Source organism: uncultured Legionella sp. (assembly GCF_937871865.1).
Classification (GTDB): domain Bacteria; phylum Pseudomonadota; class Gammaproteobacteria; order Legionellales; family Legionellaceae; genus Legionella.
Genome location: NZ_CALMPD010000017.1, coordinates 13,991 through 27,256 on the forward strand (window position 1 = coordinate 13,991; position 13,266 = coordinate 27,256).

The following is a 13,266-nucleotide window of genomic DNA, read 5'->3' on the forward strand; positions in this document are numbered from 1 at the left end:
ATGACGGTCAATATCCTGGGTAAAAGAATGGATCAGAACCTAAGCTGTCGCCAGATAATCTTTGCCAAATTGTTCTAAATAATCATTATAATTACCGAGATAATTCTGCACCCCATATTGCTCCGTCAGAACAAGAACACGGGTTGAAATGTTATCAATAAAATAGCGATTATGGCTCACAAAAAGTACCGCTCCAGGAAAGAGCTGAATGGCTTCGATTAACGCATCAATGGATTCCAAATCAAGATGGTTAGTTGGCTCATCAAAGATGAGAACATTATGTTTTTCCAATATCAGCTTGGCCATAATCAATCGAGCAGATTCCCCACCGCTAAGCATCCCAATTTTTTTATCAACATCAGGGCCGCGAAATAAAACCTGCCCCAATATTTTTCTTATTTCTTGTGCTGGTGCTGCAATGTTATCCTCCATCCATTGCCAAATAGTTTGCTCAGGAATTAATTGAGTACGGTAATCTTGAGCAAAATATCCGACACTTACGGTATCGCTCCATTCAAAATCCCCTTGATCTGATTGCAATTCATTCAATAAAATTTTTAACAGAGTCGATTTACCAATACCATTCGGGCCAATAATGGCACATTTATCACTACGTTGAATGGCAAAAGATACATTATTTAACAAGATTCGTTCATCGAATTTTTTATGCAGTTGCTCGACGGTAACCACCGTTTTTCCAGATGGCTTTTTCTGATGAAAATTAAAGTAAGGTTTAAAAATATTAGAGTCTTTTATTTCCACTAACTCAATACGATCAATCATTTTTTGGCGAGATGCAGCCTGGCTTGCCTTACTTGCTTTCGCACCAAAACGATCAACAAATCCTTGCAAGGCTTCAATTCTCTTTTCCTGATTTTTTAATTCACTTTGTTTGAGTCTTAAACGTTCTTCTTTTGCAAAGCAAAATTTGTCATAGTCACCTGGGTAATCAAGTATGGTATCGTAATCAATATCGAGAATATTAGTGGATGTATTATTTAAAAAACTGCGATCATGGGAAATAAAAATCAATAATCCCTTGAATTGAGTTTTCAAAAATTCTTCCAGCCAGGCAATAGACAGAATGTCCAAATGGTTTGTAGGTTCATCAAGTAACATAATATCAGGTTGTTGGTACAATACCTGTGCTAATAAAACACGTAATTTATATCCACCAGATAACGCACTAAGAGGGCCGTAATGAAATTTTTCAGCAATCCCTAAGCCCAAAAGAAGATTTTTGGCTGCGGCTTCTGCTTCATAACCGCCCTGATTCATTACAATTTCTTCCAACTCACTGAGTCGATAACCATCCTCTTCAGTAAAGTCCTCTTTTGAATACAACGCATCTTTTTCAACTAAGGCATCCCATAAGGTTGAATTGCCGCGTATCACTACGTCAACAAGCCTGTCTTCTTCATAACGAAAATGATCTTGCTTTAAGATACCTATTTTAAGATTTTTTGCTTTATCGACGCTACCATTAGTAGGCTGCTCTTCTCCGGCAAGTACTTTTAAAAAAGTAGATTTACCAGTACCATTCGCTCCGACTATGCCATAACGCTGAGTAGGCAACAATATTAAGTCTACATTTTGGAATAGGGACTTTGGTCCAAATTGCATACTGATACTTCTTATTTCTAACATGCGCCCTGCCTCATCTGATAATCAAGAATACAAACCTGTATGCCTGTTGGCATGAAAACTCTCTAAAAAACACACCAAATGATCACAATATAAACATTTGGAACAAATAATTGCACAAGTTTAACACTATTTAAATATTTTTGCACTGTAATTAAGCTTCTTAGTGCCTAAACGCTCCAAATAATTCAACATATTCCCCTAAAGTTTTACATCATGCAGCCGAGAACTAAAATGAACTATATTTAGACAAATATAAAAAGGAGGCATTCTAATGAAATCTATAAAAATATTATTAGCAATAGCAATATGCAGCTTGAGCTTTAATGCTAGTGCCGAGTGGTTATGTGTGGTGAATGATGCCAAAGGATTAGTATTCAACGGAGTCGGTGTTGATAGAGCAGCAGCCTTGGGAAGCGCTATGGAAAAATGTTCTGAAGACTCAACTTATGCTAAAAATTGCGTTGTAGATCAATGTACTCAGCAATAATCGCAAAAGAATTGGTCCACTATACAGCATTTAATCCGCTTGGTGGGCCAGTTTCAAGAAAATAGCCTGTATATCTTCCTCATAAAGAAATTTACTTGCAGAAACACTTGAAATGCAACTATATTAAGCCTCTGTACTTGAGAACTGACTTTATGCCGACCGCGCTGATTAATAAAACAATTTTAAGTAAACAAGAAAAAAACTGGATACTGGAACAGCGAGTAACCCGACTATCAGATCAGCAAGAAGTATTAATCTATCCAATGGGAGCTGAACGCTATTTATCCTTAGCCCTCTCAGGCATAAAAAAAGACCGATATAATATAAAAGCAGATATAGAGGGAAAGAGTGTGCTGGTAATTCCAGGTTATGGAAATAGTTGTTTTTTATTTGCTCAATCAGGAGCAAAATCCATAACAGTATATGATAAAGATCCCGTGACCATTGCCTGGGTAAAAGCCTTTAAAAAATATTATCACTACAGAGAGTACAGCGAGAAAGGAACACCCTACCCTTCAATTGGAGAGCTATTAACTGCCCTTACTCGCTGGTATCCTCCCAGACTCACTTTGCCATCTGGGAAATTTATCAATACAGTTTATTGGCTATTAACTCCAAAATCTCTTCGACGCAAATACATTTACTATATGTTGCATCTGGTCCAACAGGCAATTCAAAATAAAGAACAAGATATTTTTGAGTTGGAACACAACATTCAGTTTCATGCCGGTGAACTAAAACACCTCCTGAGTAACAAGAATAATTCCTTTGACACTGCATTTGTACCTTATTTATTAGGGGTAACTAATGGAATAGAGAAAAAGGAAGAGATTGTTCAATTCATTAAACAAATCATTCAATTGGTTCCTGAGGGAATATTAATCGTAAGCCCATCTCAAAATAAAAAAGAGTTTTATCTTCTCGGACAAAGTTATTTTGTAACTACAGGCTACCCCAATATTGCCTCATTGCCTGGGCTGGAATCGCTGGTGATTAAGGAAGACAAAGAATGGTTTAAAACTCAAGGACTCACTGCGTTTAGAGTCCCTTCCAATTCAAAATAGCTCTAATCAACACAGAACCAGGGTTCTGTGCATGACATTTAACTCTCTGTAGATAAGTCGTCGTTGCGAACGGCGTGAAGCACAAAAATTGCGGCCACACGTCAATCATTTAGAATGTTATCCAGGAGCCTTCTCATCCGATTGATTTTGCCGCGCAGGAATTATCAGCTGACAATGATTCTCGATGACGAGGAGACGTCTCAATAGGTGTTTTAGTTGTTGAGAACATTCCTGCCCGAATTAACGAGGATTGGGATTTTTCTACTATTGGAAGCTCTTTTAATGCAGAATCATCACCTACACAGTCAGCTTTAACCGACGGATTGTTTTTTGGTACTTTGGTTAAAAACATATCGCAATGTTCTCCATGCCTTAAATAATCACGTAAATCCAGAATATTCTTTTTGATAATATCCGGGGTGATGCATTTAGAAGAAAGGAATAATGACCTCCACCAAAGAGTAATGTCTGTTATTTTCTTAGGCTCACAATCAAGAAGCTCTTGCAAGTCGTGCAACTTCCCTTGATCAATGTATTGATGTGCCGTTAGTCTTAGTTTGAGTTTATATAAAAATTCATCGAAAATGTCACTTTTCCCAGAAAAACACTCTTTACGATATTCCTCTTGGTTATTTTTACCTTTTATCTTGTGCGAATCGTCTTTATAATAGTCAAACAATGCATGAGAAACATCGATTTTCTTTTCAATCAGTACTCCATTTTTTGTCACTGCATTTTCAACTACCGTTCTGTTTTTAACAAGAAATGATAAAACATACTCGAAATCAATCGATAATTTATAGTCTAATGCTTTAAACGCTGCTGCTTCGAGAAAATGAATCTGACCTAAAAAAGTGGGAATTTGTTCAATATCAGAAAATTGTTCGCCCCACCATTCTTCGTCCGTCATTTCATCGTAGGGCACGAGCGATTCTTTGCTAATATAGTTTCCGGTGGCATAAAGGCAGAGAGCCGCTCTGATCTCAGGAACATCAAGCATGAAATCTTCATTCCAGAGCACCTCATCAAAAGTTGCTTTCATTAAAAGCAAAGAGATACCAATAAGTTCTCTGGACAAAACCTGTAAAGAGACTGTTTTATCTTCTACAGAATCATATTTTTGGTGAAATTTACTAACGAGCCCCCAAATAATCAGAGGGGGTAACGTGTTATTATATTCTCTGGCAGTTTTTTCATAAAGTGGAAAAAATGCATTAATAAATTTTATGGCAGCGTCTTGTTCTTCAGTTTTTACTTTTGCTATAAAGAAATTTTTCAGAAGCATTTTGTACCACATATCATCACCAAGTAAATTTTTAACCCAGATTATAACAAAAAATACTTAGGATAATATTAATGATTATATTTTTGATGCGATATATTGACTTTGTTCTGACAAATGCTGACACCGTTGTATTAACATGTTCTGATACTTCTTTAAATATTCCTTTTCCTGCTCATTAACGGGTATCAGTTTCATTTCATACTGCAAAACGCTATTGAAATCAGCGGTAAGAGACAGGTCAAGCCCGGACAACTTTATAACGTTTAATAGCCAAGGAAATAATGCAAATATCACTTGGCTATTACTCAAATCCCCTGACTCTAATAAGTCATGGTCGCAGCAGTAGCGCTGCTTAGCCCCAAGATCACTAATAACCCTGAACTCATCTTAACATCGTGCAGTTCCAAAAGCTGATATAAGTGTTCCTGATCATCTAGACTATAATCCTTAATAGCCAGTTTAAATGCATCAATATTGACACCATTAAGTCTTTGCTCTTCTCCTTCATAATTCTTAGTGAAATATTCAGGATACTCTTTTAAAAGCAGAATCATTTTATTAAATGCTTTATTTTTTAAGCAATAAGTCACAAGATCAAAACCATTTTCTTCTGCATAGGTAAAGAGCGTTATAAATTGCTTTGCATTAGTTTGATTCAGCAGTTTAATTATTTGAGCAAAATGTTCGTCGGATAAGACGGTACTCGTTTTATGCAAAAATGTTCTGTCTGCCCTGTCATGTACTGCTGGATTCGCCTGATTTCGAATTAATAAAGCGAGCAGCTTGATGTAGTTTGAGTTATTCTGCCTTACCATGTTATACCCTTCCAGAGCGAGAAACAAAGGGCAATTTCCAGATTGATTTTGCTGTTGATCAACATTGGCGCCATGTGTAATAAGCCACTGCACATTATTGACCTGGCCTAAATAACATGCTGCCATTAAGGGAGTAAACACATCAGTCTCATTAAAATCAAGAACCTCCTGATATGCATTAAGGTTGAGAACAGGAAGGTCAATACTCTCGAAATCAAGATGTTCAATATCAGATAACAATATATTGTCCAATACGGCTATCGCAGCAGGAGTAAGTAAACACTGCTGATTAACCACCAGATTTAATGCAGGCAGATTTACTTCAACTGATTGTATCTCATAATGTCTCAGATTCATTTCATAAAATTCATATGCTGATAAAGCACCATCACTGGGATTAAGAAAGAAATATGATTTGGAAGCACGTTCTTCATAAATATTATAGTTAATTAATAATTGTTGCCCCATCTTAATGTCTTTGATCGTAATGACTTTTACTACTTTTCTGCGATCTAACATGCCTTCTTCAAATACAGCATTATCCTGACTGTCAGAAAAATTGATGTATCTAGAAAAATTACCTTTTTTAGCAGCATCTACAATTCTGCCAGCAATAGTCATTGCATAACTTTTATCCGCCTCAGAATTTGTTGCGAGAAAGCGGTTGAACTCAGCAATAGAGGAATATATTTCACCAGTATAGAGAGCAATACAAGTGCCAGCAGGAATATCTTCGCTAGCAAACAAGCCTCGTCCATCAAAATTACTAAGTAAATTAACTGACTTCACTGAAACCAGATCAATTTGGTCTAATGAAGAAGGAATATAATCTTCAGCAACCATGTTATCAATAGCTAATGACTTCATAGATTTGCGAATCCTGGCAAGGTGCATTCTTTTATCTTTTGTCGAAGTAGGTCTATCTGATTTATGGAGAAATAAATCACCAGATAACGTTTTGGGCTTGAATTGGCTGATATCTTTTTTTGCAAGGCCACTCTGAGAATAAATTGAATTGTTTTGTCTTGTTGAGCGCCTCGCACCTTCTTTAAAGATGCCTACATTTTTTAATGGGGTCGTTTGAAGGTTTCTATCTGTTTTAGCTTTACTCATGAAATTGCCATAGAAAAATCAAGGCAATAATTATACAATATCAGACAAAAAAGAACAGTGTGGTCTTTATTTGTCGGAAATGCGTTGATGCAATTGAAAAAATAATCTATAAATTAACAAGATACTTTTATTTATTTATGAATAACTACCGGAATTCATCTGGACTGTTTCTCTTCTTAGGCTTGTGATAACATTAATGTTTTTTTGGAAGTATCATTATGGCAGTAACAATTAAAACACCTGACGAAATAGAAAAAATGCGCGTTGCAGGCCGCCTGGCAGGTGAAGTTCTGGAAATGATAGGGCCTTATGTTAAAGAAGGCGTAAGTACAGACGAACTGAATACCTTATGTCATGACTATATTGTAAATGTACAAAAGGCCATTCCTGCCCCTTTAAATTATAATGGCTTTCCTAAGTCCATATGCACTTCCATCAATCATGTAGTCTGTCATGGTATTCCTGGCAAAAAGACATTAAAAAATGGCGACATCATCAATATAGACATAACGGTCATTAAAGATGATTATCATGGTGATACCAGCAAAATGTTTATCATCGGAGAGCCCTCAGTAAAAGCCAAAAATGTGGTGCAAATAGCTCACGATTGTTTATTCATTGGTATAGATATGGTTAAACCAGGAGTACGACTCGGTGACATTGGCCATGCAATTCAACAACATGCTGAAAAAAATCGCTGTTCCGTCGTTAGAGAATACTGCGGTCATGGAATTGGACGAATATTTCATGAAGATCCACAAGTATTACATTATGGTGTACCCGGTACAGGAATGAAACTTGAGCCAGGAATGACATTTACAATAGAACCCATGGTTAATGTAGGCAAGCATCATACTCGTTTACTACCAGATCACTGGACAGTAGTTACTAAAGATCACAGTCTTTCAGCTCAATGGGAGCATACTTTACTGGTTACAGATAGCGGCGTAGAAATTCTGACTTTGCGTAATGAAGAACGATAGCAAAACCATTAAAAATACAATAAAACAGTTCAGGGATGAACTCTCTAAGGAATTCAGCCCAAAGACTAATATCAGTTCTATTACGCGTAAATTAGCTGCATTTATAGACACCTTACTGATAGAACTCTTTATTAAAAACAAAATGGATGAAAACGAGCATTTTTGTCTCCTTGCCCTGGGAAGCTATGGGCGCAGAGAGCTGCAGCCCCATTCCGATATAGATCTTTTAATCCTGCATACCGAGCAAATTAGCGAGCACCATTTACAACGAGCACAAATGTTTATTCAGGATTGCTGGGATATTGGCCTGGAGGTAGGTCACCAGATAACTACAGTCTCTTCCTGTGCTGAACTTGCAAGCCAGGATCTTACCGTTATTTCAACCCTGATGGATATGTTTTTATTGTGTGGCAGGGGTACTCTGATGGAAGAATTAAATTATCAAATTCACCCATTGCATATGTGGCCCAGCAACGAATATTTTTATGCGAAACAGCAAGAGCAAAACAAGCGTTATGCAAAATATGGTGAGACTGCTTATAACCTCGAACCCAATATAAAAAATGGGCCAGGGGGCTTACGAGACTTACAAATTTTGCTCAGTATCAGCAAACGTCATTTTAATGTAAAAAAATTAGCAGATGGAATCAGCCACGGTTTTATTACGGATAAAGAATACGAGGCCTTGATGTACTGCCAGCACTTCCTCTGGCGAGTTCGATTTGCATTGCATATGCTGGCAGAAAAAGCTGAAGAACGTTTATCTTTTGATTATCAAGTGAAGTTGGCTCAGGTCTTTGGCTATCAAGACAAGCCCTATTCTCTGGCCATCGAACAATTTATGAAAGATTACTTTCAAGTGCTAAAACGAAACAGAGAATTAAATGAAATGCTCTTGCAGTGGTTTGAGGAAACCATTGCTCATAACCAAAAACAAAAAATAATCCATCTGGATAATGAATTTCAACTGTCGAATCACTATATTGAAGTCCGGCATGCTCGAGTGTTCAAACAAAACTCCCATGCATTATTAAAGCTGTTTTTCTGGATAGCCAAAAGACCTGATATAGAAGGCGTAAGGGCAAGTACTATCCGATTAATTAGAGAATCATTATTCCTGATGAGTAAACGCTTTAGAGAGTCATTTGAAGCAACCCAAATCTTTATGAATATTATCCGAGCTGATAATAGCCCTTACGAAGCATTACAAAGAATGAATCGTTACGGAGTATTGGCTCACTATCTAGATTGTTTCGCAACAGTTACAGGCCAGATGCAATATGACTTATTCCATGCTTATACCGTAGATCAGCATACTTTGTTTGTCATTCGTAATATTTCCCGATTTAAGCAAGAGGCTTATGCAAACCAATTTCCTCTTTGTGCCAAAATTATGCCGTTATTAGATAAACCAGAAATTGTTTATCTTAGTGCCCTGTTTCATGATATTGCTAAAGGACGAGGAGGAGATCATTCAGAGCTGGGTGCCATAGAAGCACAACTGTTTTCAGAGCGACACCGTATTAAGAAAGAAGACAGTGATTTACTGGTCTGGCTAGTTCGCTATCATTTGTTAATGTCACAGACGGCTCAACGTCAGGATATTTATGATCCTAGAACCATAGAACATTTTTGCCAGCAACTTCCTCATCCAAGATATCTTGACTATTTATATTTACTTACTGTAGCCGATATATGCGGCACCAACCCTAACCTATGGAATGCCTGGAAAGATTCATTACTCAAAGAGTTGTATCGAGCAGCCAGGCACATGCTGCATAAAGAACAAAAGCTGCAGGATGAAACAGCTTTAATTGATTCTAGAAAGCAAGATGCTCTTGATATTCTGATGTCACAAGCATTGCCAACCGAAGGCATTGAGCAACTATGGAGCCAGTTTAAAGGAAAATATTTTCTCCATGAATCTCCTGAAGTTATAGCACGGCATACTCGCGCTATTTTATCGTGCAAACAATTTCCTTTAGTAATGATAATGCCACATCACAGTCAGGGAGGCACAGAAGTATTCATATACATGCCTCACCGTGACGAACGTTTTACCATTACAACTACCGTGTTAAGTAATCATCACGTTACTATTCAGGAAGCTGCAATTACAACCTGCGATAACCAATTTGATTTGGATACTTATATTATACTAGACGATCAAAATCAGGCATTCTTTGATGAACAAAAGTCACTGGATATCAAACAGGCACTCTGTCTTCATTTGGCAAATACAACGAGTATTCCTCCTGTTTCTCGGAAAAGGCTATCCCGAGCCCTTGCTCATTTTAAGGTTAAAACACAAATTAACTACAGTGAAGATGCTCTTAATCATCATACTCGTTTATTTTTAGTAACCAATGACCGCCCAGGCCTCCTGGCAACAATAAGCAGAGTATTTCTTACTTTGGACATTCATCTGCATAATGCAAAAATTGCCACCGCCGGAGAGCGTGTAGAAGACATGTTTTATATCACCAATCATCAAGGCCTCCCTTTGACGAATGAGGAAGAAGAACTATTACGTCAGAAATTAATTCAAGCACTTCAACTAGCCTTATAAACTCAAGCAAGCACCCAACCGACACAACATACTCGCCCCAGGTCGGGCCGGGCGCCTCGCCGGACATGTCATTGCTCCACGAAAGAAGCTTCCCAGAATAAGGAACACCACTTCAGACATTTGCATAAAAACACTCTCTACAAGATAAGCCAAATCATCATGCTTAACCAGATTGCCATGTCGGACGAAACGTCCGACATTTTAACGGCGGCTTTTAAAAAAATTTGATAATAAATCAGAACATTCCTGCTGCATAATGCCTTCATCAATCAGCACTTTATGATTTAGTGGATGTCCTTGCAGAAGATTAAATACAGAGCCCGCCGCACCCGCTTTAAAATCACGTGTAGCAAAAACCAGGCGCTTAATTCGGGCATGAACAATGAGTCCAGCACACATCACGCAAGGTTCGAGAGTTACATAAAGAGTAGTATCCAATAATCGGTGATTATTAATTTTTTGAGATGCTTGTCTGATTGATTTGATCTCAGCATGATCAGAGGGATCATGACTATGCTGTAATGAGTTTCTGCCCACCCCTAATAACTCATTTGCTTTACTTACCAATACAGCTCCAACAGGAACCTCCCCCTCTTCCAAAGCAAGAAGTGCCTGTTCGTAAGCTAATTGCATCCATACTTTATCATTCATTCCCATTCGATAGTGGCAGGTGGTTTACCGGAAATATCGTAGGTAACTCTAGATACCCCTTCTACTTCATTGATAATACGATTGGATACTGTACCAAGAAAATCCCAAGGTAACTGTGACCAATGAGCGGTCATAAAATCAATTGTTTCTACTGCTCGCAAGCAAATGACGTAGTCGTACTTACGCCCATCGCCCATCACACCAACACTTTTAACGGGTAAAAACACCGCAAATGCCTGGCTGACTTTATGATATAGATCGGCAGCACGAAGCTCCTCTATAAAAATAGCATCTGCTTTACGTAAAATTTCTGCATATTCTTTTTTAACTTCGGCAAGAATTCTCACCCCTAAGCCCGGCCCCGGGAACGGATGCCGATAAACCATTTCATGAGGTAATCCTAATTCAAGCCCTATTTTACGCACCTCATCTTTAAATAATTCTCGGATAGGTTCCAATAAATTCAAATTCAACGTTTCCGGTAAACCACCCACGTTATGGTGTGATTTAATCACTACTGACGCACCATTAGTATCAGTCGCTGCAGATTCAATAACATCAGGGTAAATTGTCCCCTGTGCAAGCCAGCTGACTCCTGATAATTTTTGCGCTTCCTCATCAAAAACTTCAATAAAAGTCCTGCCAATTATTTTTCTTTTTTCTTCAGGACAGGTAATTCCTTTGAGAGCTGACAAGAACTTTTCTTCCGCATTTACTGCAATAATATTAATACCCATGTGTTGACCAAACATGAGCATTACTTGTTCTGCTTCGTTTAGACGCAATAAGCCAGTATCAACAAAAACACAGATTAATTGCTCTCCTATCGCTTTATGTAGCAAAGCAGCAACCACAGAAGAATCAACCCCCCCAGATAACCCAAGCAGTACTTTATCTTTTCCTACTTTTTTTCTGATATTCGTAATGGCATCATCAATGATATGACCCGCTGTCCATGTTGTAGGTGCCTTGCAAATATCAACAACAAAACGCTGCAAAATACGTAAGCCCTGTACCGTATGTGTCACTTCAGGATGGAATTGCAGACCATACATTTGCCGGCTTTCATCGGCCATTCCAGCTATTGGCGCATTGCGGGTTTCACAAATAACATTAAATCCATCGGGTAATTTAGTTACTTTGTCACCATGACTCATCCATACATCCAGAAGAGCTTCGCCGGTATTCGACGTTCTATCTTCAATATTTGTAAACAACACACTGTGTCCATGCAAGCTTAATTCAGCATAGCCAAACTCACGTAAAGAAGAAGAGTGCACTTCCCCACCAAGTTGAACAGCCATAGTCTGCATGCCGTAACAGATGCCTAACAAAGGTAAACCTGCATTAAATAACCATTGAGGAGCGCGTGGATTGGCATCATGCGTCACAGTAGATGGACCACCGGACAAAATTACGCCACAAGGTTCTAATTGTTCGAATTGTGCCGTAGTTATAGTGTAAGGGAAAATTTCGCAATACACTCCCATTTCCCGAACACGTCGGGCAATTAATTGAGTGTATTGCGAGCCAAAATCAAGAATAAGCAAAGGGCGTTGTTTTAAATCTGTCATTATTAATTATCCACTTGATAATTAGGAGCTTGTTTCGTAATGCTCACATCATGTACATGCGATTCACGTATCCCTGCGTTAGTAATCTGCACAAATTCAGTTTTTGAATGTAATTCATCAATGGTCGAGCAACCAGTATACCCCATACAAGAACGCAGTCCGCCCAGTAATTGATGAATAATAGTTTGTACTGGCCCTTTATAGGGAACTCGTCCTTCAATACCTTCAGGTACCAGTTTTTCAGCACCTTGCGTGCCATCCTGGAAATATCGATCGCTAGACCCCTGAGCTAAAGACATAGCACCAATAGATCCCATACCTCGATAACTCTTATAAGTACGACCTTGATACAATTCAATTTCACCCGGAGACTCTTCTGTGCCAGCAAACATTCCACCCAACATGACAGTATCGGCACCAGCAGCTAATGCCTTACACAAATCACCGGAGAAACGAATACCACCATCAGCAATAACCGGAATTTTTCCTTTAAGTTCACTTGCAACATTAGCAATAGCGCTAATCTGGGGGACACCAACACCCGTAACAATACGTGTAGTACAAATAGAACCAGGACCAATACCTACTTTAACGGCATCTGCACCGCATTGGTACAAATCACGAGCAGCAGCTGCCGTAGCAATGTTACCACCTATCACCTGTACATCGGGATGATGCTTTTTAATCCATTGCACCCGATTTAATACACCTTGTGAATGACCATGTGCTGTGTCGACCACAATGACATCAACACCAGCATCAATCAATGCAGCGACTCGTTCATCAGTACCTTCACCTACACCAACTGCGGCCCCAACACGGAGTTGTTCTGAACCGTCTTTGCATGCATAAGGATTATCTTTTGCTTTTTGGATGTCTTTTACTGTGATTAATCCTCTTAGTTGAAATGAATCATTCACAACTAACAGTTTTTCAATACGATGTTTATGTAACAGGCTTTGTACTTGTTCTCTGCTCGCACCTTCTTTAACTGTAACTAATCTGTCTTTAGGAGTCATAACCTGTCCAACAGTTAATGACAAATTGGTTTCAAAACGAATGTCGCGACTGGTTACAA

Annotated in this window: 10 protein-coding genes; 4 read left to right on the forward strand and 6 right to left on the reverse strand. The window is 38.4% G+C overall.

What is annotated here, in order from left to right; all coding sequences use genetic code 11:
* Positions 1 to 39: 39 nt before the first annotated feature.
* Complete coding sequence (locus tag Q0495_RS00975) at positions 40 to 1,647, reverse strand: ABC-F family ATP-binding cassette domain-containing protein (protein ID WP_298622135.1); 1,608 nt, start codon at positions 1,645 to 1,647, stop codon at positions 40 to 42.
* 271 nt (positions 1,648 to 1,918) lie between these two features.
* Between Q0495_RS00975 and Q0495_RS00980 the strand changes: the two genes are divergently transcribed.
* Together Q0495_RS00980 and Q0495_RS00985 are read left to right on the forward strand one after the other, a co-directional pair.
* Positions 1,919 to 2,134, forward strand: coding sequence for a hypothetical protein (locus Q0495_RS00980; protein ID WP_298622137.1), 216 nt, complete (start codon positions 1,919 to 1,921; stop codon positions 2,132 to 2,134).
* 152 nt (positions 2,135 to 2,286) lie between these two features.
* Entirely contained in the window at positions 2,287 to 3,198 is a 912-nt protein-coding gene (locus Q0495_RS00985) for an ABC transporter permease (protein WP_298622139.1), read from the forward strand.
* 133 nt (positions 3,199 to 3,331) lie between these two features.
* On the opposite strand, the gene Q0495_RS00990 is transcribed toward Q0495_RS00985, so the two are convergent.
* Positions 3,332 to 4,495, reverse strand: a complete 1,164-nt coding sequence (locus Q0495_RS00990) for a hypothetical protein (protein ID WP_298622141.1) — start codon at positions 4,493 to 4,495, stop codon at positions 3,332 to 3,334.
* 308 nt (positions 4,496 to 4,803) lie between these two features.
* Positions 4,804 to 6,411, reverse strand: coding sequence for a Dot/Icm T4SS effector AnkI/LegAS4 (gene ankI / locus Q0495_RS00995; RefSeq protein ID WP_298622143.1), 1,608 nt, complete (start codon positions 6,409 to 6,411; stop codon positions 4,804 to 4,806).
* 218 nt (positions 6,412 to 6,629) lie between these two features.
* Here ankI and map point away from each other — a divergent pair, with 218 nt between their 5' ends.
* Entirely contained in the window at positions 6,630 to 7,394 is a 765-nt protein-coding gene (gene map / locus Q0495_RS01000) for a type I methionyl aminopeptidase (RefSeq protein WP_298622145.1), read from the forward strand.
* The gene (glnD, locus tag Q0495_RS01005; RefSeq protein WP_298622147.1) at positions 7,381 to 9,963 is read left to right on the forward strand and encodes a [protein-PII] uridylyltransferase; all 2,583 of its coding nucleotides are present in this window, start codon (positions 7,381 to 7,383) and stop codon (positions 9,961 to 9,963) included. The genes map and glnD overlap by 14 nt, the downstream gene beginning before the upstream one ends.
* Positions 9,964 to 10,164: 201 nt before the next feature.
* Here glnD and tadA read toward each other — a convergent pair whose 3' ends face one another.
* The 3 genes from tadA to Q0495_RS01020 all read right to left on the reverse strand — a co-directional run.
* Complete coding sequence (tadA, locus tag Q0495_RS01010) at positions 10,165 to 10,614, reverse strand: tRNA adenosine(34) deaminase TadA (RefSeq protein WP_298622149.1); 450 nt, start codon at positions 10,612 to 10,614, stop codon at positions 10,165 to 10,167.
* Positions 10,611 to 12,188, reverse strand: a complete 1,578-nt coding sequence (gene guaA / locus Q0495_RS01015; RefSeq protein WP_298622151.1) for a glutamine-hydrolyzing GMP synthase — start codon at positions 12,186 to 12,188, stop codon at positions 10,611 to 10,613. Before guaA ends, tadA begins: the two co-directional genes overlap by 4 nt.
* A 2-nt stretch (positions 12,189 to 12,190) precedes the next feature.
* A partial coding sequence (locus Q0495_RS01020) for an IMP dehydrogenase (protein WP_298622153.1) occupies positions 12,191 to 13,266 on the reverse strand: 1,076 nt, incomplete at its 5' end.